The sequence below is a fragment of the Paenibacillus sp. FSL M7-1046 genome (assembly GCF_038007405.1).
Lineage (GTDB): Bacteria > Bacillota > Bacilli > Paenibacillales > Paenibacillaceae > Paenibacillus_AQ.
Map to the genome: position 1 here is coordinate 4,469,869 of NZ_JBBOXB010000001.1, position 25,086 is coordinate 4,494,954.

Annotated in this window: 15 protein-coding genes; 13 read left to right on the forward strand and 2 right to left on the reverse strand. The window is 48.5% G+C overall.

The features are described from left to right. Positions 1-145 precede the first annotated feature (145 nt). The 11 genes from NYE29_RS19630 to NYE29_RS19680 all read left to right on the forward strand — a co-directional run bounded on the left by NYE29_RS19630 (position 146) and on the right by NYE29_RS19680 (position 20,045). A complete protein-coding gene (locus tag NYE29_RS19630; RefSeq protein ID WP_340897130.1) occupies positions 146-2,371 on the forward strand; it encodes a glycoside hydrolase family 52 protein in 2,226 nt (741 codons plus the stop codon). Positions 2,372-2,411: 40 nt separating this feature from the next. After that, positions 2,412-4,487, forward strand: a complete 2,076-nt coding sequence (locus tag NYE29_RS19635) for an alpha-glucuronidase family glycosyl hydrolase (protein ID WP_340897131.1) — start codon at positions 2,412-2,414, stop codon at positions 4,485-4,487. A 12-nt stretch (positions 4,488-4,499) separates the two neighbouring features. Then, positions 4,500-5,585, forward strand: coding sequence for an NAD(P)-dependent alcohol dehydrogenase (locus NYE29_RS19640; protein ID WP_340897132.1), 1,086 nt, complete (start codon positions 4,500-4,502; stop codon positions 5,583-5,585). Positions 5,586-5,633: 48 nt separating this feature from the next. After that, positions 5,634-6,428, forward strand: a complete 795-nt coding sequence (locus NYE29_RS19645) for a Nif3-like dinuclear metal center hexameric protein (RefSeq protein ID WP_340897133.1) — start codon at positions 5,634-5,636, stop codon at positions 6,426-6,428. 229 nt (positions 6,429-6,657) lie between these two features. Further along, positions 6,658-9,702, forward strand: a complete 3,045-nt coding sequence (locus NYE29_RS19650; protein ID WP_340897134.1) for an extracellular solute-binding protein — start codon at positions 6,658-6,660, stop codon at positions 9,700-9,702. Between the two features lie 79 nt (positions 9,703-9,781). Beyond that, positions 9,782-10,690: an ABC transporter permease gene (locus tag NYE29_RS19655; protein WP_038595221.1), complete on the forward strand. Its 909-nt coding sequence runs from the start codon at positions 9,782-9,784 to the stop codon at positions 10,688-10,690. Between the two features lie 13 nt (positions 10,691-10,703). Further along, entirely contained in the window at positions 10,704-11,582 is an 879-nt protein-coding gene (locus tag NYE29_RS19660) for a carbohydrate ABC transporter permease (RefSeq protein ID WP_340897135.1), read from the forward strand. Positions 11,583-11,626: 44 nt separating this feature from the next. After that, positions 11,627-15,112, forward strand: a complete 3,486-nt coding sequence (locus NYE29_RS19665) for a glycoside hydrolase family 2 TIM barrel-domain containing protein (protein WP_340897136.1) — start codon at positions 11,627-11,629, stop codon at positions 15,110-15,112. A 54-nt stretch (positions 15,113-15,166) separates the two neighbouring features. After that, complete coding sequence (locus tag NYE29_RS19670) at positions 15,167-15,295, forward strand: hypothetical protein (RefSeq protein ID WP_340897137.1); 129 nt, start codon at positions 15,167-15,169, stop codon at positions 15,293-15,295. Between the two features lie 484 nt (positions 15,296-15,779). Further along, positions 15,780-19,331 (forward strand): alpha-amylase family glycosyl hydrolase, encoded by a 3,552-nt coding sequence (locus NYE29_RS19675; protein ID WP_340897138.1) that lies wholly within the window; start codon positions 15,780-15,782, stop codon positions 19,329-19,331. A gap of 189 nt (positions 19,332-19,520) precedes the next feature. After that, positions 19,521-20,045: a hypothetical protein gene (locus tag NYE29_RS19680; RefSeq protein ID WP_340897139.1), complete on the forward strand. Its 525-nt coding sequence runs from the start codon at positions 19,521-19,523 to the stop codon at positions 20,043-20,045. Positions 20,046-20,135: 90 nt separating this feature from the next. Here NYE29_RS19680 and NYE29_RS19685 read toward each other — a convergent pair whose 3' ends face one another. Continuing rightward, positions 20,136-20,351, reverse strand: coding sequence for a hypothetical protein (locus tag NYE29_RS19685; RefSeq protein WP_340897140.1), 216 nt, complete (start codon positions 20,349-20,351; stop codon positions 20,136-20,138). Positions 20,352-20,659: 308 nt separating this feature from the next. Between NYE29_RS19685 and NYE29_RS19690 the strand changes: the two genes are divergently transcribed. Further along, complete coding sequence (locus tag NYE29_RS19690) at positions 20,660-22,621, forward strand: serine hydrolase (RefSeq protein ID WP_340897141.1); 1,962 nt, start codon at positions 20,660-20,662, stop codon at positions 22,619-22,621. Between the two features lie 177 nt (positions 22,622-22,798). Continuing rightward, positions 22,799-24,256, forward strand: a complete 1,458-nt coding sequence (locus NYE29_RS19695; protein ID WP_340897142.1) for a hypothetical protein — start codon at positions 22,799-22,801, stop codon at positions 24,254-24,256. Between the two features lie 110 nt (positions 24,257-24,366). On the opposite strand, the gene NYE29_RS19700 is transcribed toward NYE29_RS19695, so the two are convergent. After that, a complete protein-coding gene (locus tag NYE29_RS19700) occupies positions 24,367-25,083 on the reverse strand; it encodes an ABC transporter permease (RefSeq protein ID WP_340897143.1) in 717 nt (238 codons plus the stop codon). Between the last annotated feature and the right edge of the window lie 3 nt (positions 25,084-25,086).

Consider the following 25,086-nt stretch of genomic DNA (forward strand, 5'->3'; position numbering starts at 1 on the left):
GTCTATATCAGTATATCTGAGTTCTGCTTGATTTGGGTAAATAAATGCTCGATTTGACAATGTTCCCGGCTGCCGGACCCATGATAGGATGAACAAGAACAAGCAGAACAAGGGAGCTTAAGCAGAGCTTCAGAAAGGAGTCTTTATGACAAAAGCCAATGTATTCTATAATGTTCAGCACTCGCCAATCGGTGCCTTTGCCAGTTTCACTTTAGGCTTCAAAGGGAAGAATGGAGGACTTGGACTGGAGCTGGGCAAACCTGCCGACCAGAATGTATATATTGGATTTCAGTCCGGAGATGGAGAATGTTATGAGGTGTTGCCCTTTTTCGAGCATGTGGAAGATGCTGGCGCCAGATATGATATAGAGAAAGCGGAGGATGCCGCTGCGAACGAATTGCAGCAGGTGTTCCCGACTTCGCCGGGTGGAAGCGACAGGGATAAGCCGAGCGGCTGGTATCAGCCCTCCCAAATAGTTATGAAAGCGTTTGACGATGACAAGATTGCCAGAACGCTGGGAACGGCAACGGATACCTGGACTGCTGGTGACCTCACCTTTACAATTTACTCACCCGTCCGCTCCGTGCCAGATCCGGCCTCAGCTGATGAAGACGAGCTTAAAGCTGCCATTGTGCCAGCCGTATTTGCTGAATTGACCCTCGATAATACGAAAGGCACCAGTACAAGAAAAGGATTCTTCGGGTATGAAGGCGGTGATGCCTACAGCTCCATGCGCAGACTTGGCGATACAAGCGGAGGAGCTTTTGAGGGTATCGGACAAGGACGGCTGACCGCCATTGCCTGCAAGGCTGAGGGGATTCAAGCCGCCCTCGGATTCACAATGGAGAAAATACTTGAAGAACCACTGGAACATAATCTCGCTTTTGGACTGGGTGGAACAGGAGCTGTGCTGATGGAGGTTCCTCCGGGAGAGAAGCGAACATACCGCTTCGCCATTTGCTTTTACCGCGGAGGGCTGGTTACAACCGGAATTGATGCCAGCTATGCGTATTCCCGTTATTTTGAGAATATTGAATCCGTAGCCAGCTATACGCTGGAGAATATGGATTGCTTAATCCAGTCCTGTATATCGGCCGATGCCTGGATTGATTCAGCCAAGCTGACAGAAGATCAGTCCTTTATGCTCTCGCATGCGATTCACAGCTATTATGGCAGCACGCAGCTTCTCGAAGCTGACGGGAAGCCCATTTGGATCGTAAACGAGGGCGAATACCGGATGATGAATACGCTCGACTTAACGGCCGATCAGCTGTTTTTTGAGCTGGTGATGAACCCATGGACGGTGCGCAATGAACTGGAATTGTTCGTCAGCCGCTACAGCTATGAGGACAAGGTGGTATTCCCGGGCGGTACGGAGGAATATCCCGGGGGGATTACCTTCACCCACGATATCGGCGTAGCCAATGTTTTTTCACGCCCCCATTATTCAGCCTATGAGAAGGCGGGACTTACGGATTGTTTCTCGTACATGAGCCATGAGGAGCTGGTCAACTGGCTGTGCTCGGCGCTTGTCTATATTGAACAGACGAAAGACCGCGAATTCGTGGAGAATATGCTGCCTGTGCTCCGTTCCTGCTTGGAGAGCATGCTGAACCGTGATCATCCTGACAGCAACTTGCGCAATGGACTGATGGGACTTGACAGCAACCGGACTCAAGGCGGCGCAGAGATTACCACGTACGACAGTTTGGATACTTCGCTTGGGCAGTCCCGCAATAATATTTACATGGCGGGCAAATGCTGGGCGGCTTATGTAGCACTGGAGAAATTGTTCAGAGAAGAAGGAGCGGCTGAGCTGTCAGCGGATGCCGGACTGCAGGCTGACAAATGCGCCGCGTCCATAGCTTCACAGTTGAACAGCGAAGGATACATTCCGGCCATCATCAATGAAGACAACCATTCCTGCATTATCCCGGCGATTGAAGGGCTTGTGTTCCCGCTCTTCACCGGCTGTGAAGAAGCGCTCGATCCAAATGGCAGATTTGCCGATTATCTGAGTACGCTGAACACTCACTTGAACAATGTGCTGGTTCCGGGAGTTTGCCTTTTTGATGACGGGGGATGGAAACTCTCGTCTACAAGCAACAATTCATGGCTGAGCAAAATCTATCTATCCCAGTTCATCGCCCGGGAAATTCTGCATCTGCCCTGGGATGAACGCGGACTCGCGGCCGATGTGGCACATGTCAGCTGGCTGCTCCATCCCGAGCTTTCGTACTGGTGCTGGAGTGACCAAATATTATCCGGCCTAATCGGCGGCAGCAAGTATTATCCACGGGGTGTAACTGCAATCCTGTGGCTGGTTGAGGGCACAGGAAACCGGTCGCTGACCCGGGAAGCTGTACGCTAAGACAAATTACTTCAGGCCAGAATAAGGAGGAATTCTGCATATGAAAGCATCCAACGGTAATAAACATACTCTTGCTGACAGTGGATACACTGCCTGGTTAAGCTATCCGGTGCTGCCGCAAGGGAACGCATATAATCAATATGTGAAATGGTGCGGGGCCGTGAAGGTTGCCGAAGAGAACGATACGGTTCAGGCTGCGCTTCAGGAATGGCAAAGAGGTATTGAATCAATGCTGGGCATAAAGGTGTCATCCAAACCGGATGGGCTGTGTATTGCCATCGGCACCTTCCAGGGAGGAAATGAATTAATTTCCGGTGTGTTTGCTGAAGATACCCTTGCAAAGGTGGGCCCCGAAGGTTTTGCGATCCGATCCAGTGAAGAAAATGACTGCATTGCAGTAGGCGCTTCATCACCGGCGGGTGTTCTCTATGGTGTATTTCACCTGCTGCGCCTGATCGGCAGCCTGCAGAGCATTGAAGGGTTGGACGAGGTAGTCAATCCGGTGAACGGGCTGCGGATGATCAACCATTGGGATAATTTTGACGGCAGTGTGGAGCGGGGATATTCGGGAAGATCGTTTTTGTACGAAGACAACCGTTTTACTCGCGACCTGGAGCGTATCCGCGATTATGCGCGGTTGATGTCCTCGGCAGGCATCAACGCCATTGCCATCAATAATGTGAATGTCCATGCACTTGAAACGCTGTTTATTTCGAAGTACCTGCCCGACGTTTCAAGAATCGCCGATGTGTTCAGGCTGTATGGGATCAAGCTGTTCCTGAGCGTTAATTTTGCCGGTCCGATGCATGAAGGAGAAGTAGGGACAGCCGATCCCTTGGACCCTGAAGTACGCAAGTGGTGGCAGAGTAAAGCAGCCGAAATCTATGCAGCCATTCCCGATTTTGGCGGATTTGTGGTCAAGGCCGATTCGGAGAACCGCCCGGGTCCGTTCACCTATGGCCGGGACCATGCCGACGGGGCCAACATGCTGGCCGAAGCGCTTGAACCGTTTGGCGGAATCGTGATCTGGCGCTGCTTCGTCTATAACTGTAAGCAGGATTGGCGGGACCGCAAGACCGACCGGGCCAGAGCAGCCTATGACCATTTCAAACCGCTCGACGGCAAATTTAACGATAACGTGATCCTGCAGATCAAGAACGGCCCGATGGATTTCCAGGTCAGAGAACCTGTATCGCCACTGTTCGGGGCGCTGGAGCGGACCAATCAGGTGATTGAATTCCAGATTGCCCAGGAATATACCGGCCAGCAGCGCCATGTCTGTTATCTGGTCCCCCAATGGAAAGAGATCATGGAATTCAACACCTATGCCAAAGGAGAGGCTTCCCCTGTAAAGCATATCGCGGATGGATCACTATGGGGCAACCGTTACAGTGGTATTGCAGCGGTTTCCAATGTGGGCAATGACAAGAATTGGACCGGCCATCTGCTGGCACAGGCGAATCTGTACGGATACGGACGTCTGGCCTGGAATCCGGAGCTGACGGCAGAGCAAATCGCCAGTGAATGGATCTCGCTGACCTTTGGCACAGACCCGGTAGTATCAGGTGTCATTAGCCGGATTTTGCTTGATTCGTGGGAGATTTATGAATCCTACACGGCACCGCTGGGCGTAGGCTGGATGATCAATCCGGAGCATCATTATGGACCTAATGTCGACGGCTATGAATATTCGCAGTGGGGCACCTATCATTATGCCGACCATCGGGGAATCGGCGTAGACCGGACGGTTAAGACAGGCACCGGCTACAGTGCCCAATATTTAGGCAGCAATGCTGAGCACTATGATTCTCTGGAGGAATGCCCCGATGAATTGCTGCTGTTCTTCCACCATGTTCCGTATACCCATGTACTTCATTCCGGGAAAACCGTGATCCAGCATATTTATGATGCCCATTTCGAAGGTGCGGAACGTGCAGCAGAGCTGTTGTCGATGTGGACCAGTCTGAAGGACAAGGTTGCAGAAGGTCTTTACCTGCAGGTGGAGGACCGCCTGAAGGAGCAGGCCGGCCATGCCAAGGAATGGCGCGACCAGATCAATACGTACTTTTACCGGAAGAGCGGCATCGAAGATAACAGCAAACGGGTCATTTACTGAGGGGGAACGGACATGAGCAAGCATTCACAAGTCACAAGACAAGATAAGCTGCCCTTGACCATGAAAGCAGCGGTCATGGACAAACCCGGGAGCATCGTAATTAAGGAAGTGCCGGTACCGGAGGTTGGCGATCATGAAGTGCTCGTCCAGGTTATGGCCGTTGGCGTATGCGGCTCGGATCTGCACTACTATGAGCATGGCCGGATTGGGCGGTTTGTAGTGGAGAAGCCGATTATTCTGGGGCATGAATGTGCAGGAGTTATTGTTGCCGCAGGAGATAAGGTAACCAAAGCAGTCATCGGAGACCGTGTTGCAGTTGAACCGGGAGTGACCTGCGGACACTGCAGCGCCTGCAAGGCTGGAAGATACAATCTTTGCCCCGATGTCCAGTTCCTTGCGACACCTCCTGTAGACGGAGCATTCGTACAGTATCTGGCGATCCGCGAGGACATGGTGTTCAGGATTCCCGATCATTTGTCTTTTGAAGAAGCGGCTTTAAATGAACCCTTCTCGGTAGGCATCCACGCGGCCAAACGAAGCCGGCTGCAGGCAGGTGAGACGGTGGCGATCATGGGGATGGGGCCTGTCGGGCTGATGGCGGTTGCGGCAGCCAAATCCCATGGGGCCTCCCGGATCATTGTGACCGATCTGGAGGAGGTCAGACTGGAGGCGGCGCTGCGCCTTGGAGCGACGCATGCGATCAATATCAGGAAAGAGGACGCGGTAGAGACCATCAAGCAATTAACGGATGGGGCGGGCGTAGATGTGGCCTGGGAGACTGCCGGTAATCCGAAGGCGCTGCAGTCGGCACTATATTCCATACGGCGCGGTGGAAGGCTGGCTATCGTAGGTCTGCCGGCACAGGATGAGATTCCGCTTAATGTGCCCTTTATTGCGGATAACGAAATAGACATTTACGGCATCTTCCGATATGCCAATACGTACCCCAAAGGAATCGAATTTTTGGCTTCGGGAGACGTGGACGCAGGTGTGTTAATTACAGACCGTTACCCGCTGGCAGAAACCCGCGAAGCGCTCGAACGGGCCATTCATAACAAAAGCGGCAGCCTGAAGGTTATTGTATATCCCAATGAATAGACCTGAGTCTCGATGAGGCTTATGCTCACAAAACATTAGGAGGGCATAATGACACCTACTTTCGGATGCATTATAGATAAATTAACGGCAGGAATTGCTACGCCGGACGGAACTGTAGACAAGCTGGAGCCAGGGTGCCTGGAGACGAAGGTGCAGGGAATCGTTACAGCCTTCTCCGCTTCACAGTATGTCATAGAACAGGCTATTGCCTTGGGCGCCAATTTGATCATCACGCACGAAGGCGTTTTTTTCAGCCATCAGGATCACCGGGAATGGCTCATGCATGACCCTGTATATAAGCAAAAAGCTGATCTGATCGCAGGCTCGGGACTGGGAATTTACCGGTTTCATGATTACCTGCACCGCTATACACCGGATGGGATCATTGAAGGCCTTCTCCGGGCGCTTGATTGGCAGAAATATGTTTCGTCACATCAGCCCTCTGCCTCCATTCTGACTATGCCTGCTATGAAGGTTGCGGAGGTTGCAGAATATCTGAAACGGCAGCTTCAAATTCCTTACTTGCGTGTAGCAGGCAGCCTCTCAACTTCATGCCGCAGAGTAGGAATACTGGTCGGTTACAGGGGCAGCGGTGTCACGGTGATCCCCTTATTTGAACAAGAGTCCCTCGATTTAATCATAGCCGGAGAAGGTCCGGAGTGGGAGACTCCAGAGTATATAAGAGATGCAGCCCATCAAGGGCGGGGTAAAGCCTTAATTATGCTGGGCCATGCAGAGAGTGAAGCGCCCGGCATGAGTTATCTGGCAGAGCGGCTGTCGTTGCAGTTTCCACAGCTTCCGGTCCACTTTGTTAAAGACCAGCCGGTGTTTCAAATCGTATAAAGCCCGAAGCCTCTTTTGAAGCAAAAGGACGGAGGAACAGCCTGTTCACTCCTTGTATCCTCCTGCCGACAAAGAGGTTTTGAGTTTTCACTGCAATATGCTATTGCAAAAGCGGAAGTTTACAAATAATCAATCAGGTTCATTTTGTAGATTGCCCTCCGGGTCAATTATATATATAGTTGAAATCTAGCAAGGACAAAGGCAAAGACACCATAAGGGAGTGCGGAATATGAAGCAAAAAAAGTTGATGTTCAGCAAAAGTGTGGCCTACAAATGGATTGTCTCCTATGCTGTGATTATGCTTATTCCGCTTATTGTTAGCGCTATCATATACCTGCAAACTAAACAAATCGTTGAATATGAAATAGAGCGGGCAGGCCATGCAATGCTGAAGCAGATGCAGAATACGGTCGACAGTGAAATTGATCAGGCTGAGAAGATGGCTATGCAGTTGTCCATTCATAATGATGTGAATAAATACTTGAACATGACAGCCATGGAAGAGAAGAGTCAATCCTTTCAGATTTACAAAACCCGTCAGGAGTTAAGCAAATATAAATCGACAAATGATTTTGTGAGCGGAATTTATTTGTATTCAAGCCGTCTGGACAAAGTGCTGACGGATGAGACCTATGTAGACAGTCAAACCTTTTATGAGATGAACCGCCAAATGATCGGTATGCCTTATGAAGAGTGGTTGCCACTGTTGAAGGGTGAGTCTGCCGGGGGGAAGGCATTGACCCCTTTCACCCAATTCAAACGTTGGGAAACCAAGGTTGTTTTAATGAAGCCTTTCTCAAGCGCCGGAGCGGAAAATGCATTTAAGGGAGCACTTATCCTTCCATTAAACGGCAGCAAAATTCAAAGTATGCTGAAAAATGTGGATTGGGTCAATAAAGGTGATGTGTATATTGTAGATAAGAATAATCAAATTTTGTTCCAGAACAACAGCCTGGCCGGCTTACAGAACGTGCCGTACACCGAAGAAGGCGGCAAAAAAGCAGGAACCTCTTTCATAAATATCGCCGGAACCGAAAACATGGTATCTTTTATCGATTCGGACACAACAGACTGGAAATATATAAGCGTGTTTCCTTCAAGTGTGTTTTGGGAAAAAGCGCGGGAAATCCGCAATCTGAACCTGTTCGGGCTGCTGCTCTGCTTTTTGGTCGGAGGCGGTGTGATTTCTTATTTTGCCCGCAAGAACTATAATCCTGTACGCGAATTAGTGAATATGTTCTCGGGTGCCAAGGATGAACAGACACAGCGGGTGCTGGATGAGTTTTCCTTCATCAGGGAGAGCGCTTTGGCCACCATCCGTGAAAGGGATGACATTAACAACCGGCAGTTCAGGCAGCTTCGTGTCCTGCAAACCTATTATTTATCCCGTCTGCTTAAAGGGCAGGCTGAAGATGGATTGTCGGTGGAGGAAGCAGCAAGACTGCATCATTTTAAATGGGATTCTGAGGATTTCGCGGTGCTGCTGTTCTATATCCAGGGCGGGGGAGAAGGCAGTCCTTCACCAAGCCTTTCCAATTTTATCGTTTCCAATATCATCATGGACTTCACCGGCGGGCACCATAGTCTAAGCTTTACCGAAATGGACGGCATGCTGGCAGCTGTAATCAATATCAATGCCGAACGTTCGGCCAGCTGGAAAGAGGATATTGAGGAGGCACTGACCAAAACACTGGAGTTTATTGACCGGAAGTACCGTCTGCAGATTGTTATGGCCGGAAGCGAGCGCCACACCGGACTGAACAGCCTGCACCAGGGTTATCTTCAGGCGCTGGAGGCTCAGGAATACCGGCTGGTGCTGGAAGAGAATCTGTCTATTTGGTATGGGGAAATTGAGGCGCAGGAAACGGATTATTATCTCTCCATCAATGATGAAGTCGTATTTATTAACCTGATTAAAAGCGGGGAGTTTGATAAAGCATCAGCTATGGTGGATGCCATTCTGGCACAGTTTTTCGGTTCCAGCCTGCTGCTGGCCTCGGGTGAGCTGCCGGATATTTTTCTGAATACATGGCTGCAGTATCCGGGCGGTCCGGATAAAGCAGTAGAGCAAGGGTACATTCTGAAGCTGAATGACCTGATTGATCAATATGCACCCAATTTGAAGAAGACGCTCCAGGAGCATCCTGAAATCGATAAAATGATCAAAACGGATGACGGCACTTATTATGCCTTCCCGTTCATCCGCTCCGAGGCCGGACGGGTATATGGCGGCCCTATTATCCGCAAGGATTGGCTTGATGAGCTGAACTTGACTGTTCCGGAAACGATTGATGAATGGCATACGGTGCTGACTGCTTTTAAAGAAAAGAAAAATGCAGCTGCGCCTGTAACGTTCCGTACGATGTTCCTGGGCGAACGGACCGGCGGTTTTGCAGGGGCCTATGGAGTGATGGGGAACTTTTATATCAATGACGGAAAAGTAGTGTACGGCTACCTGGAGCCCGGATATAAGGATTATCTGACAACGATGGCCCAGTGGTATAAAGAAGGGCTAATTGACAAGGACTTTGCTTCGATTGATTCGGCAACGGTAGACAAGAAGATGACCTCCAAAGTAAGCGGGGCAACGATTGGCTGGCAGTTCTATATCGAGAAATACAACTCCGCCGCACAGGAAACCGATCCGAACGCCAATTTTGTGGCGGCTCCTTATCCGTCTGCTGCCAAAGGCCAGCTCCCTGAGTTCGGACAACTGGATAATGCCTATGCGGGCACCAGCTCAGCCGCAATATCGGCGACTGCCAAAAATGTCGAAGCGGCGATGCGCTGGCTGGACTACGCCTACACCGAGGAAGGCAGCCTGCTGAATACGTTTGGCGTTGAAGGCACTACGTATACTCTGGAGAACGGCAAACCTGCATATACCGATCTGGTGGTTAAAAATCCGGAAGGCCTCGGCAGTGATCAGGTCATGATGAAATACTCGCACGGAACCAATTTCCCGATGATCCAGCAGGACAACAATCTGCCAGCTAAATATTTGCAAACCACAGAGTCCATCGATATCTGGAAGAAAACCAATCATGAAAGCCATCTGCTTCCACCGATTACACCAACAGCCGAGGAAGCTGATGAAATGAGCAGTATTATGAATGACATTAACGCGCTTGTGAAAGAGGTCGAGCTCAAAATTATTCTGGGTACCGAATCCGTTGATAATTACGATAAATATGTTCAGCAGTTGAAAGATATGGGCATTGAGCGGGCACTGGAGATTCAGCAGGCAGCTTATGAGCGTTACATGAAACGGTAGACCCTGTCAGCAGGGGCCGCTATAAATAGGATAAAATGGGCGGCCCCTTCTGAAGTAATGCAGCAAAGGAGAGAAAGTTATGCTGAAATCCAGATTGGGAAAAGATTTATTGCGCAATAAATGGCTCTACCTAATGATTCTTCCGGTGGTAATTTACTATTTTCTATTTCACTATGTTCCTTTATACGGCACCATTATTGCCTTCAAGCAATTTGTTCCGGCCAAAGGGATTCTGGGCAGCGATTGGGTCGGATTCAAGCATTTTGAGGAGTTTTTCTCCAGCATTTACTTTTTTCGCGTAATTAAGAATACGGTTTTGCTGAGTTTTTTCAACCTGCTATTCGGGTTTCCCGCACCTATTATTCTGGCATTATTGCTGAATGAATTAAAAAGCCCGCTTTTCCGGCGGATTACACAGACGATCACTTACATGCCACATTTTATTACACTGGTGGTTGTAGCCGGAATCATCCGGTATTTTACCTTATCCGATGGTCTGATTAATGATGTCATTGCCTTTTTTGGCGGCGCCCGGATCTCCTTCCTGCAGCAACCGGAATCCTTCCGCCCCATTTATATAATCAGTGAAATATGGCAGCAGATCGGGTGGGGAACCATCATTTATCTGGCGGCCATCACCGGAATTGACCAGCAGCAGTATGAGGCTGCCAAGATTGACGGAGCGACGAAGCTGCAGCAGATCCGCCACGTTACGCTGCCGGGTATTCTTCCGACCATTATGATTATGCTGATTCTGGCGCTGGGGAATATCATGAACGTCGGTTTCGAGAAGATCATTCTCTTATACAGTGCCAGTATCTATGAGACGGCGGATGTCATATCCACCTATGTTTACCGTAAAGGGATTTTGGAATTCAGCTACAGCTACAGCGCGGCGGTGGGACTATTCAACTCCGTGATCAACTTCACAATTTTGCTGCTCGCCAACTCTTTCAGTAAACGTGCTAGTAACAACAGTCTTTGGTAAGGGGTGGACAACGATGATTAAAACGTCGCTCGGTGAACGTATTTTTGACATTTGCAATACCATTATTATGGTGCTGCTGATTATTCTGACGCTGTATCCTATGCTCTATATCCTCTTCTCTTCCTTAAGTGAAGGCAACCAACTGATTTCGTTCAATGGCATCCTGCTGTGGCCGCAAGGGTTTTCCCTGGAGGGCTACAAGGCAGTTCTTAGCAATCCTACGATCCTGTCAGGCTTCAAAAACACTCTTTTCATATTAGTAGTGGGACTCGGTATTAATATGACGCTGACCTCTCTAGGAGCTTATTTTCTGTCCCGGGAAGGGGTAATGCTGCAGAAGCCGATCATGTTCTTTATTGTGTTTACGATGTTTTTTCAGGGAGGACTAGTCCCCTTCTATCTGATTGTGAAATCTTACGGGCTGTTGGACTCCTTATGGGCGCTTATCCTGCCTACGGCTGTCAGCACCTTTAACTTAATCATTATGCGGACCTATTTTATGGCCATTCCGAAGGAACTGGAGGAGTCCGCATTTCTGGACGGAGCCGGTCATTTTACGATCCTGTTCCGGATCTTCATTCCGCTGTCCATGCCGGTTGTTGCTGTACTGATTCTCTATTATGGCGTGGGCCACTGGAACAGCTGGTTTAATGCAATGATCTTTCTGCGGGATCAGGAGCTCTATCCGATACAGCTTGTGGTCAGAAACATTATTCTCGAGAACGACAATGCCAGCATGCTTGGGACCACAACCCTGATCCAGAGCCGCGACGTTGCCGAGACATTAAAATATGCGGCCATCATCGTGACAACGGCACCTATTTTGCTCCTGTATCCCTTTTTGCAGAAATATTTTGTTAAAGGTGTTATGGTGGGAGCATTGAAAGGATAATTAATTGCACTCTGCAATCCACAAACGGGGGGAATCTTATCCATATGAGTATCAAAAGAAAACTGAATGCTGGCTGGCATTTCAGTAAGCAGCCGCTTCATTCGGAGCTGGCGAAGGTAGCCGCTGATGCGGACTGGATGCCGGTTTCGCTGCCTCATGATTGGCTGATCTACAACACTCAAGGGCTCTATGAAAACGGAGAAGGCTGGTACCGCAAAATCCTCACCCTGGATGAAGTGCCAGCCCACAGCCGCCTGTCCCTGCGTTTTGAGGGAGTGTATATGAATTCTACGCTTTACGTGAACGGACATGAGGCGGGCGAATGGAAATACGGATACTCGACCTTTGAATTCGATATTACCCCTTATCTGATTGAGGGAGACAATACGATTAATATGCGTGTCATTCATGAATCACCCAATTCCCGCTGGTACTCCGGTGCCGGGATCTACCGCTCTGTGTGGCTGAAGACTTATCCGAAGACTCACATAGCACCCGATGGCATTTATATTGCCGCCCGGCATGCGGGCGGCGAAGCCTGGACAGTCGATGTGGACTGCGAGCTGCAGGTGGAAGAAGGAGCGGAAACATCAGGCCTGAAGCTCCGCCACACCATTCTGGACGCAGGCGGAACGGCAATCGCACAAGGGGAATCTGCGTTTCCTGCGCAGGGCGGCGGTCGTATCGTTCATGCCCACAGCCGTCTGACCGTGGACCGGCCGGTGCTCTGGGATATCGGCAATCCCTGTCTGTATACACTCCAGATGGAGCTGCTCAATCAGGATGAAGTTACCGAAGAAGAACGGCAAAGCTTCGGATTTCGCCAGGTGGAATTGGACAGTGAGAGAGGTTTCTTCCTGAACGGCAACCATGTCAAAATTTACGGTGTGTGCCAGCACCATGACCTTGGCTGTCTGGGCGCTGCCGTCAACAAGGCTGCGCTGCGGCGGCAGTTCGTCCTGCTGCAGGAAATGGGTGTGAACGCCATCCGCACCGCGCATAACATGCCTGCGGTTGAATTGATGGAACTGGCGGACGAAATGGGCATGCTTATCGTCTCGGAAGCCTTCGACATGTGGGAGCGCAGCAAAACTCCCTATGATTACGCCCGTTTCTTCCCGGAGTGGTGGAAGAAGGATGTGGCTAGCTGGGTACGGCGGGACCGTAACCATCCCAGTCTCATCATGTGGAGTATCGGCAATGAGATCTACGACACCCATGCTGATGCCCGCGGCCAGGAGGTCACAAGGCAGCTGCAGGATGAGGTGCTCTCCCACGATCCCCGGGGCAACGCATTCGTAACGATCGGCTCCAACTACATGCCTTGGGAGAATGCGCAGAAATGCGCCGATATTGTCAAGGTGGCGGGATACAACTACGGGGAGAAATATTATGACCGCCAGCATCAGGAGCACCCGGACTGGATCATTTATGGCAGCGAAACCTGTTCAACCGTACAGAGCCGGGGGATCTATCATTTCCCGCTGGCCCAGTCAGTGCTGGCCGACGATGATCAGCAGTGCTCCTCCCTCGGCAACAGCTCAACCAGCTGGGGAGCCAAAAGCACGGAGGCCTGCATCACGGCCGACCGCGATGCCACCTATTCTCTCGGACAGTTTCTGTGGACCGGCTTCGATTATATAGGAGAGCCGACTCCGTACTTCACCAAAAACTCCTATTTTGGACAATTGGACACGGCAGGGTTTCCTAAGGATGCTTATTACATTTATCAGGCGGAATGGACGGATTACAGAACCCATCCGATGATCCATATTTTCCCGTACTGGGACTTCTCGGGGGGGCAGCTCATTGATGTCCGGGTTTGCTCGAATGCGCCGCGGATTGAGCTGTTCTTCAATGACGTATCCCAAGGAACCTATGACATTGATCATGTCAATGGCCACAAGCTGCTTGGAGAATGGCAGCTGCCTTATGCTCCGGGAGTCCTCCGTGCTGTTGCCTATGATGATCTGGGTAATGTGATCGCTACGGAGCAGCAATCCTCCTTTGGCGATGCCGCCTCTCTGGTCCTGACTCCCGATAAGCAGCAAATTACAGCTGATGGTGAGGACCTGATCTTTGTTACGATTACCGCAGCTGACAAGGAAGGTCTTCCGGTGGCAAACGCCAATAACCGGGTTAGCCTTAGTATAGAAGGCCCCGGACGTCTGGTTGGTCTGGATAATGGCGACAGCACCGACTACGATCCATACAAAGGTGTAAGCCGCAAAATGTTCAGCGGCAAGCTGCTCGCTGTGATTGCCGGCACCCGGGAGACGGGCACGATCACCCTGCGTGCTTCTTCTCCTGAAATGCCTTCCGCCGGGCTGGTGCTGCAGTCCGCAGCACCAGAACCCGGAACTGCTTCGGAAGACCGGTTATACCTCTATGCGGACTGTCCTTTGGAGGCAAGGGAAGAACCGGAAGGAATTCAGAGCAGCGTGGCTGCGGAAATTCCGGTGCGCAAGCTGGAACTGATCTGTCCTGAGGGCAATGTCCTTACTGCGGAGCATCCCGCGCTTCCGGTTCGTGTGAAGCTTCATCCGGAGAATGCAACCTTTCAGGATGTAGAATGGCGCATTACCAATGCCGGAGGGATAGATGCCAATATAGCGACTATTGAGGCGGATGGTCATGAAGCGGTCATTACGGGTCTTGGAGATGGGGATGTGTACATCCGCTGCGGCACTGCCAATGGTGCTGAGGGGATTCGGCTCTATTCGCAAATGGAATTCAAGCTCACCGGGCTAGGCCAAGCTTATCTGGACCCCTATGAATTTATATCCGCCGGCTATCACAGCAGTGCCAGTCTTAACCTGACCAACGGCAATGATCGCGGCGTTGCAACGGCGCGGGAAGGGGAGAGCCGGATCTGTTTTGAACGGATTGATTTCGGCGACTATGGGGCGGATGAAATCATTCTTCCTATTTTCTCCCTCGACAGTGAGGAGTTCCCGATTGAAATTTGGGAAGGCATTCCCGGAGAGCCGGGGGCCGGGCTGCTGTCTATCGTAACCTACCAGAAGCCGTCACAATGGAATGTATATCAGGAGGAAACCTACAAGCTGCCCAAACGTTTGACGGGCATCACTTCCCTCTCCTTTGTCCTGCGGCGGAAGATACATCTGAAGGGGTTCCGGTTTGTCCACAAGTGCAAAGCTTACGAGCGGCTTGCCGCTCTTGAGAACAGCCGGGTTTATGGCGACACCTTCAACGTCACGGAGACAGCTATCGAAGGCATCGGGAATAATGTCTCTCTTGTGTTTGACGGCATGGACTTTGGAGAGCAGGCATGTACACGGATTGTAATCTGCGGGCGCTCTGCACTAGAGAATAATACGCTTCATCTGCTGTTCAGCGGCCCCGGGGGCGAATCCAAGCAGCTTGTGGAGTTTGCCGGTTCAGAGGGCTACACAGAGCGGGAATTTATCCTCGAGCCTGTAAGCGGCAGCCGGACAGTAACCTTCTTGTTCCTGCCAGGCAGCCAGTTTGATTTCCAGTGGTTTCAGTTCTGGCCTTCTGCTGATTAAGACAATAAATGCTATATAGATTGAACTTAAAAACTGAGATAAGGAAAAGGAGCAATGGAGGGGGATTTTGGAACTGGAGGAGCGGTAGTGTCCGCCTTTGTCTTCGGATTTCTACCGCTAGTAGCGGTTAAAATCAAGAAATCTGAAGACAACAGCGGCCGGAAGTCCAAATATTCACCGTAGTTGCGACTGATCCTTTACTCTAAAACCTTAAGTTCAATCTATATAGCTCCAAAACGCAAGATACCCGTAAAAGCGGTGGTCTTGCGTTTTTTTATTTGCGCATGTGGAAAGGGGGAGACTGCTGACCCAACAATTGTTGACAATGTAGCTTAACAATCGACAATCGGTACGAATATATCGGAGAATTTTATAGCTATATCTACAGCTTAATAGGCAAAGAAATTCATTGACCTGGAAAAGTATGGAGACTATAATCAAAACAGGAAAATTCATTGGAGATATGAAACTCTGTGTAACAGCGTAGCGGATGCTTCTCGAAGACTCTAGTTGTAAGCGTATACACATGATGGATCTTTCCAAATTACCTGCAGAGGAGGAGATCAATGGACCAATGTTGTCATATTAGAAGATTTTCTTTTTTTTCTCTTTAATGCAAACGTTTGCGCGCGCTGTCCCATTAAATTTAGATCAGGAGGTTGTTTATTTGGCACGCAAAACAGCTCGGAGATTAGTTTCATGGTTGGTTATTTTTTCGCTTTGCTTCAGCTTATTCGGCTTATCAGGAGGGGCTTCGGCCAGCGATACCGATTATACGGTCACCTATACAAGTTCTACAGCGACAGCTGTGACATTGCACTGGACTACCAATAACTGGACGAATACTGTGGACACGGCCATGGTCAGGAATGGGACCACATTTACGGCGAACATCAATGTGCCGGAGGGTGCCACACTAATTTATTGTTATCATATTACGGCCCCGACAGATTACTGGGATAGCAATGGCGGGAAAAACTGGACGGTCACAATTCCGGTTACCGGGAAATACGAAGCCGAGAACGCAGGCTTGTCTGGAGGTGCAAAAGTAAATACAAACCACACCGGATATTCCGGGACCGGGTTTGTGGATGGATACACCGCCTCCGGAGCAGCTACAACTTTCAGCGTCCAGGCGTCCAGTCAGGCCGCCTATAATGCCACTCTCCGCTATGCGAATGCAACGGGCAGCGCCAAAAACATCTCCATTTATGTCAATGGAATAAAAGTAAAACAGACAACTTTGCCAAGCTTGGCCAATTGGGATACATGGGGCGACCAGACAGAAACGCTCTCCTTGCAGGCCGGAAATAATACGGTTGCTTACAAATACGACTCCACTGACACTGGAAACATTAATATCGACTATGTGACCGTCTCGCCTGGAGCTACTCCGTCGCCTACCGTAACACCTACATCCACTGCAACCGCAACACCGACAGCAACCGCAACACCGACAGCAACCGCAACACCGACAGCAACAGCAACACCAACACCAACAGCTACCGCAACACCGACAGCAACAGCAACACCAACACCAACACCAACACCGACGGCAACCGTAACTCCGACACCCACAGCTATCGCAGCCGGGGTAACGGTTCACATTAAGAAACCATCAAGCTGGAATTCAGCGATGCGAATCCATTATTGGAATCTGAGTCCGGCAACCGTTCCAACAAGCGGGGCATGGCCGGGAATTCTGATGAAGTCGGATGGGAACGACTGGTACAGCTATACCATTGCTGATGCCGCGGGCGCGAATCTTATTTTTAATGACGGCAGCGGTAAACAGACGGGCGATTTGTCCCGCAGTGTGAAGGAGTCCTGGTATTACACGGATAACGTGTGGTATGAAGCCAACCCGGAAATCCCCAAAATTCCAGTGGTTTCAGTCTCTCCTGCGCCGAAAACATACGATTCTGCCCAGACAGTGAAACTTTCCAGTACCAATAGCGGTGATAAAATTTACTATACAACAGACGGCTCAACACCTACGACAGCATCGGCCTTGTATACCTCTCCAATTCAGGTGGCTTCCTCTTTGACCATCAAGGCCTTTGCTGTGAACTCATTGGGTCAAGCAGGAAATGTAGTCTCTTTCGCTTATGTGATTGACTTAAATGCCGATTTTCAAGCCCCGACAATCACAGCGAATTTGCCTGTTGGGCATTCCGATTCCCAGGTCACTGTATCCTTCACGATAAAAGATAACAAGGCAGCAACGACGAGGGCATACTACACAGACGATGGTTCGGAACCATCCGCAAGTTCTAAAGCCTATATTTCAGGTAATGCACTGACCGGCTTGACTGGACCTTCCATACTTATCTCCAAAACCACCACTTTGAAGTTCTTAGTGATAGACGGCGCCGGCAATCAAACCACACAAAGCTTTGTCTACAACATCGGAAAGTCGGGAGATTTCCGGGAAGACAGCATTTATTTCGTGATCACTTCGCGGTTCTATGATGGCGATCCGAGCAACAACGTGCACGCATGGGATGATGCCAAGGCGAATAATCCGGATTCGGACCCGGCCTGGAGAGGCGATTTCAAGGGGCTGATTCAAAAGCTCGATTACATCAAGGCTCTCGGATTCAGTGCCATCTGGATTACACCTGTTGTGGAGAATGCGAGCGGTTATGATTATCATGGTTATCACCCGATCAATTTTGCCAAAGTAGACCCAAGGTATGAATCGGCAGGCGCTTCCTATCAGGAGCTGATCCATGCAGCCCATGCCAAAGGGTTGAAGGTTATTCAGGATATCGTCGTTAATCATACCGGTAATTTCGGTGAAGAGAATCTGTTCCCCATGTTCAAGAAAGATGAGACCAAGCCGGACACCGTTAACAACATGCTCAAAATAACCGATAAGCTGCCGGCAAACTATGATTCCATGACACCCGATCAGCAATATCAGGCAAGACTTGCCTTAATGAAGACAGAGGGGACGAATAATAACATTTACCATACGGAGAAAAGTCTTTCCTGGGAATCTTATACCGTACAGACAGGACAGATTGCCGGAGACTGCGTCGACCTCAACACGGAAAATCCTGTAGTTGACCAGTATTTGATAGACTCCTATAACCAATATATTGATATGGGTGTGGATGCTTTCCGTCTCGATACAGTGAAGCACGTGAGCCGGTATATTTTTAATAAATACTTTATTCCTGCCTGGAAGACAAGAGGCGGTTCGGACTTCTTTATCTTTGGTGAAGTGGCCACCCGCTACAGAGATGTATGGAACAGCGGGATTCCGGCAATTTCGACACCATTTTATACCTGGAAATCTTCGAAATCGTATCCGGGCGATAACACAAATGATTACGCTTCCAATAAAGCGTCGGTTGAACAGGAGTGGGCAGATAACTCGACTACAGCAGGACAGCCTACCTCAAACAATGCTTTCCTGATCGGAAATACCTATCATGCGCCTGACTATTCAATGAAATCGGGTATGGATGTGATTGATTTCCCTATGCATTGGGCCTTCAAGTCAGCACAGGAAGCATTCAGTATGAAAAGCGGTGACCAATTCTATAACGATGCAACCTGGAATGTAACCTACATCGACTCTCATGACTACGCTCCCGACCAGGCTCCGGAAAATCAGCGCTTTGCCGGTACACAGGACACTTGGGCTGAGAATCTCGCTCTGATGTTCACTTTCCGGGGAATCCCCGCCATCTTCTATGGCTCTGAAATCGAATTCAAAAAGGGATCCGTTATCGATGTCGGTCCAAACGCACCACTCAGCACAACAGGCCGCGCTTACTACGGCGACCATATTGAAGGCAATGTTACGGTACAAGATTACGGCAGATATACCAATGCTACAGGCACACTTGCGGACTCGCTCAACTATCCTCTGGCCAAACATATCAGACAGCTCAATCTAATCAGAAGAGCGGTTCCTGCTTTGCAGAAAGGTCAGTATTCTACAGAGAATGTAACGGGCAACCTGGCGTTTAAGAGAAGATATACCGACAACGCCAAAGGCATTGACAGCTTTGCATTGGTTACGATTTCGGGAAATGCCACTTTTACCGGAATTCCGAACGGAACTTACGTGGATGCGGTGACCGGCGATTCGAAAAACGTAACCAACGGCACGATTACACTGACGTGCTCCGGTAAAGGAAATGCGAGAGTGTATGTGTTAAACGGCAGCGGCGGAATTGGAGTGACGGGTACCTACCTGAAGTAAACTGCAGTATGTCTTATTAAAAGAAGCACCCTCAGCCGGTATTTCACCGTACTGAGGGTGCTTCTACACTTTTATGCAAAGTAATTTACAAAAATTTATTATAATTGAAAACATTATGAAACTTATCGACTATGACTGGAGTCTATACTTCTAAAATAGAAAACAATGATCAAGTCTGGAGGACTAATCATGAAATATACAATAAGACAATTGTTACTGGTGAGCTGTTTAGCAGTACTGGTGCTGGGAGGATGCAGCAACGTGTCTAATCATCCGAATAATACAGTTTCTCCTTCTCCTTTTGCAGCAGAAAATGAAATCAATACTTTGATATATACCGATCAGCAGAAGAAGGAGATTCTCGCAGCGGCTCAAAAGGCTGGAGTCAAAACAGTGTATATCCCTACAATTGGCGGTGGGCCGGACGATTCCTTTGAAGGTATAGAGGTGAAAGGGAATACGTTAATCCTTAAATTCCTGCGTATGGCTATTGCTCAATCTGAAGAAGAGATTGGGCCTGCTGTAGAGGGCGGCGATGAAAAAGAAGTGCAGCTTACCGATGAAGTAACCGGTAAATGGATTCCAGAAAATGAAAGCAGCGTGGCCTTTTTATATTTTAAAATAGGGGATACATACTTGAATTATTCTTCAGCTAAACCCTTCATCCCCCAAGAGTATGAAGCTTCGGCCCGATCCATGATCCCTCTGGATTAGACAACATTACCCGCCAGGTACTTAACAAAGTGCCCGGCGGTTTTTTTACATTCCAAATATCGCATCACGAACTCCAAAAACCATCTTCGGTTAATTGTTATTTTTAGCCGCTCTGTAACGTGAGATTCCCCAATCTATAATAAGCGCTATAAATAACCATGAGAAAAAATGAATGCCATATAGAACATACTGCCAAAGGAGCTCGCTTTTCATAGATTGATGCAACTCCGTCAACTGAGGTTCAAACCATAAAAGTAACGGACTGGTGAAAGCCAGCAGCAAGTTTTTATCATCATTTCCAGACAAATTAATGAAGCAACAGATCAAAGAGAGCAGCGGCAACCAGAAACTGAATTTTTTAAAGAATATAATCCATACCCCCTTCTACATCCTAAATACTACCACAAAATGCTTTGGGCTGCGTTTTTAAGAAACAGTTAAGAATCAAATAAAGATTGTTAAGAATTGATTGAGTAAACTAGGAAGGGTATAGGATACCGATGCAGACAAAGGAGGGAGTTACCAGATGACATCATAGTTGAAACCTACGGACAAACTATTTAGACCCTTTTGCTTATGGAGTACTAACCAATTCTATGATTAGGAGATTTATGATGAAAAAAATCCTCGGGCTGGCCCTTGCCACCTTGCTTATACTGCCTTCAACAGCACTGGCGAAAGCTGAACCCGTTCAGCGCTCAGACGCAAAGTTGGAACAGGCAGATGTAAAGGAATTTACCAATCAATTTTTTAAACAGAAAGAAATTCAAGAACAGCTTGTAGGAGCTGCAGTTGTTGTAGTTAAAGATGGCAAGGTATTGCTTAATCAAGGTTACGGTTACGCTGATGTTGCTGCCAAGAAACCTTTCGATGCAGATAAGACCGTATTTCGTCTGGCTTCCGTCTCCAAGCTGCTTACCTCTGTAGGTATCATGCAGTTAGCTGAGGCAGGCAAGGTTGATTTGAATAAGGATATACAGGGCTATTTGCCTCATTTGCAAATTCCTAATAAAACAGGGTCCCCGCTTACTCTTAAGCATTTGATGACTAATACTTCGGGTTTTGATTTAGGCGGGTCCGCTGATCCTGCTAAAGCCTACAGCTTGGAGGAATATGTAAAAGCAACAGTACCCACTGTTACCCGTAAACCTGGTGAAGCCTACAGATATAACAATTATGGATTTTCTCTGCTGGGCTACATTATCGAACAGGTGAGCGGCTCATCCTTTGAAGAATATATGAAAAAGGGCTTGTTCGAACCCTTAGGTATGGATAACAGTAATGTGCTGTTCAACAGTGAGGTGAAAAAGGCCATTGCTACCCCTTATGACATTACACTGAAACCTCAAGCACAGATCCCCAATATCCCTGACAGTGGTCCGGAAGGACTCATGTTCTCAACAGGCAGTGACATGGCGAAATTCCTTCAGGCGATGGTTAACTATGGACAACAGGGTTCTAAACGCATCTTAACGAAAGACTCAGTCTTGGAGATGGAGAAGAACAGTGTGACTATTCATCCTGATATTCCGGGGAGCGGTTATGGCCTGGAGACTATTTATCCGTCGTCTTACAATGGATACACTGTCGTTGAGAAGGGTGGCGATTTACCCGGATTTCATAGCAATCTATGGTTGCTGCCTGAAGAGAAAACGGGAATATTCATTGTGTTTAACAGTGATAAAGGTAACCTCCGGGCCCCCTTCTTTGAGCAGTTTATGAACCGCTATTTCCCTGACAAAGGGATAAGTCCTGTGATCAAAACGCCGAAGCCTACGCAAGAGCAACTGCATCCATTCGAAGGGTTATATCGGGATTTGCGTATGCCTGGCTGGACCTACAATATTAAGGCCGGTGACGGAACTCTGATGGTGTCTGATCCCCGGGGAGAGCATGTCTTACGCCAGTCAAAGGATATGCTGTTCTATGATGAGGAGGGAGCGCCTGCCGGCTTCAAAGCGGATAAAGACGGGAACATAGAATACTTCTCTTACAACAAGGAGGGGAGTTGGTCTGAGAAGCTTCCTGAGCCTGCGAAATATTCCGATGTTCCAGAGGATCATCCTTACGCAAAATACATTTATGAGCTCGTTCAATTGGGAGTGATTCAGCAGGATCAGGATACATTTAAACCGGAAGAACCCCTGGCAAGGGGCAAATTTATTGCCCAGTTGTTCAAGTTTACAGATTTCCCGCTTTCTTCAACACCTAGCCAGTTTAGCGATACTAAGGGTCATCCGTATGAGGCAGTTATTCAGACTGCAGTTGAAAGCGGAGTCGTATCAGGATTTTCGGATGGAAGCTTCCGCCCGGATGAGCCTGTGACCCGGGAGCAGGCAGCAACTATAATATGGAGGCTGGTGAAGCAAAATTTAATGGTTGAACCTGTAAAGGCTGAGTTAAGCGAGGATGTCAGCCCTTGGGCATCTGAAGGTGTACAATTCGTAGTGGGCCTTCATCTGTATGGTCCTGATGTTGCAACGACTAATGGAACGGTACAATATCGGCCGAATGATATGCTGTTAAATCAAGAATCTGCTGTGCTGATGGGATTGCTTTTTCAAAATTTGTTCTAATATAGAAGCAGCGCTGAAATACAAGTTAGACCCGCAGAAGGGATGGATGCCCCCTCCCTCTGCGGGTCTTTAATTTTAGGAGGAGCTTGACCTTGCAGTATACTTCAACCTTTATACTGGAATCAGTGATGAAGAAAAGTATTAAGTTGAGCTACAGCAAAAAAGGAGCTATGCACTATGAATAGCAACATCCTTCCTGACAAAAAAAAGCTATGGTATTGGCAAGAAGAGCTAAATAGAGTGGGTCCGCGATTTACTGGAAATAAGGCACATAGAAAGCTGATTGATTTTTTCGAACAAGAATTAACGGACATGGGACTGAAAGTCAACCGGGACAAGCATTTATTCACAAAATGGGAAGCGAAGCAATGGAGTCTGTCTGTGCAGGCGGAACATGGCGGCATAGAGGAATATCCCGTTACGTCTTACTACCCCTATTCAGGAACAACCACAGAGGATGGCGTTGTGGGTGAACTGATCTATTGTGGTTCAGGACCCGGAAATTACAAACAGGCGGCTGGAAAAATCGCGATTGTGGAAGTAACCGTTTCTAAACTTCCCTCTTCGGTAGCACTTAGAAAAAGAACCTCGTTTCCTAAAAGCGCAAAGCTTCCTTTCGGACTAAGAAATTCTGTTGTTAGTTCATTAATGAAAGGTCCGGATTTAGTAGAGGCACAACAAGCTGGAGTGTTAGGCGTGATATGTGTCTGGAAAAAGATATCCGCAGAAAACGTTAGGGGGCAATACCTTCCATTCACAACTGCACTTAAAGACTGTCCGGCTCTATGGGTAGACGGGAACACAGGAGATCAATTGAAGCAGCTAGCCTTCCGGCATGCTAAAGCACGTTTAGTGCTGCATGCTGAAATCGAGGAAAATGCAGATAGCGATACGCTTTATGCCATTCTTCCGGGAACGAATAGTAGCGAAAATATCCTGATCAATACCCATACAGACGGACCGAATGCCTGTGAGGAAAATGGAGGGGTTGGCCTGCTGGCGATGGCAGAGTATTTCTCAAAGCTTCCATTGGAACAGCGTCAAAGGGACTTAGTGTTTGTGTTCGTTACAGGTCACTTCCAAATTCCGCAATTCGGCATACAGGGTCAAGCCACTACACGCTGGCTGCAAGATCATCCTGAACTTTGGGACGGAGAAGGAGGCCATCAGAAGGCGGTGGCGGGTCTTACACTGGAGCACTTGGGATGCAGGGAATGGAAAGATAATCAGGAGATTAGTCAATACAGCGACACCGGAAATCTTGAAACTGAACTTGTGTATACAGCAAATGAGATGATGAATACGATTTATTTGGATTCGCTTAAGGGAAGAACGAAAGTGAGAAGTATAACGTTGAAACCGGTAAACAATATTCATTTCGGCGAAGGGCAACCGTTATTTGACGCCGGGATACCGAATATCTCACTTGTTCCAGCGCCTGACTATTTATGTGCAACAGGACCCAACGGATATTTAGACAAGCTGGACATTGATTTTATGGATGAGCAGATAGGGTCATTTATTAAAATGACAACCGTTATTGACCGTACCCCGGTAGAAGTATTAGGTCAACCAGAACCTTATGCCAAAGGACTTCTGGGTTTCTTGGTAAAGGACGCAAACGAAAAGCAATAAGCGGAAAGAAAGACTTTTGAAACAGACGGAGAACGATAAAGCAATAAAACAGCGGCATTTTGGGCGTGTTTTTCATGTCTGGACTGCCGCTGTTTCGGTCTGCGGGATACTTATATATCAGCATATCTGAATGTTCTTAATGCCAATAAAAAGGCGGCAATCCCCACCAATGACAATAGCCCCATACTTATAAAGTAGCCGGACCACTCCAAGGCCAGAGAATTGCGTAACCCGTTGATAAACCATTGAAAAGGGTTAATCCGGTTGAGCATCTGCACCCAGCCCGGGGCACTATCCAAGGAGTAAAATGCGCTGCTGCAAAGCAATAGCGGAATAGTAATCATATTCGTTAGGATACTTACATTGCTCTCCGTCCGGCTCAGGCTGGCGGCAAAAAAGCTCAGGAAAACATAGCCAATCGTAGCGATAATTATCACCGGTATCAATGCAACAATAGAACGTACTGCAATATTCAGCTCAAAAACAAAAATACCTGATATCAATACGAGGATTGCACACACAAGAGAAGTCAGTGTCCATGCACCTGAAATACTGCATATATATTTCCAGAGAGACATAGGGGTTACACGCAGCAGATTGTATACACCTCTTCGGCGCTGTGTCAGGACCGCGAAGGATGTGGTCATGAACGAATAGAACAAAATGCTGACAGCCATCATGCCGGTTAGTATGCGCTCAGGGTAATCCGGAGATTGTATAAACATTCCCAAGCCAATGGTTCCGCCTATCGGTAACACAATCGACCAAAATAATAAAAATGGATCACGGGTTGCTGATTTAAGCGTAAGTTTGAAGATAGTTTTCATTGT

What these genes read in the sequence shown, in the direction of transcription:
- NYE29_RS19630 (WP_340897130.1), top strand. Translation starts at nt 146, where the DNA reads ATGACAAAAGCCAATGTATTCTATAATGTTCAGCACTCGCCAATCGGT.
- NYE29_RS19650 (WP_340897134.1), top strand. Translation starts at nt 6,658, where the DNA reads ATGAAGCAAAAAAAGTTGATGTTCAGCAAAAGTGTGGCCTACAAATGG.
- NYE29_RS19665 (WP_340897136.1), top strand. Translation starts at nt 11,627, where the DNA reads ATGAGTATCAAAAGAAAACTGAATGCTGGCTGGCATTTCAGTAAGCAG.
- NYE29_RS19700 (WP_340897143.1), bottom strand. Translation starts at nt 25,083, where the DNA reads ATGAAAACTATCTTCAAACTTACGCTTAAATCAGCAACCCGTGATCCA.
- NYE29_RS19645 (WP_340897133.1), top strand. Translation starts at nt 5,634, where the DNA reads ATGACACCTACTTTCGGATGCATTATAGATAAATTAACGGCAGGAATT.
- NYE29_RS19695 (WP_340897142.1), top strand. Translation starts at nt 22,799, where the DNA reads ATGAATAGCAACATCCTTCCTGACAAAAAAAAGCTATGGTATTGGCAA.
- NYE29_RS19660 (WP_340897135.1), top strand. Translation starts at nt 10,704, where the DNA reads ATGATTAAAACGTCGCTCGGTGAACGTATTTTTGACATTTGCAATACC.
- NYE29_RS19635 (WP_340897131.1), top strand. Translation starts at nt 2,412, where the DNA reads ATGAAAGCATCCAACGGTAATAAACATACTCTTGCTGACAGTGGATAC.
- NYE29_RS19680 (WP_340897139.1), top strand. Translation starts at nt 19,521, where the DNA reads ATGAAATATACAATAAGACAATTGTTACTGGTGAGCTGTTTAGCAGTA.
- NYE29_RS19655 (WP_038595221.1), top strand. Translation starts at nt 9,782, where the DNA reads ATGCTGAAATCCAGATTGGGAAAAGATTTATTGCGCAATAAATGGCTC.
- NYE29_RS19690 (WP_340897141.1), top strand. Translation starts at nt 20,660, where the DNA reads ATGAAAAAAATCCTCGGGCTGGCCCTTGCCACCTTGCTTATACTGCCT.
- NYE29_RS19640 (WP_340897132.1), top strand. Translation starts at nt 4,500, where the DNA reads ATGAGCAAGCATTCACAAGTCACAAGACAAGATAAGCTGCCCTTGACC.
- NYE29_RS19670 (WP_340897137.1), top strand. Translation starts at nt 15,167, where the DNA reads ATGGAGGGGGATTTTGGAACTGGAGGAGCGGTAGTGTCCGCCTTTGTC.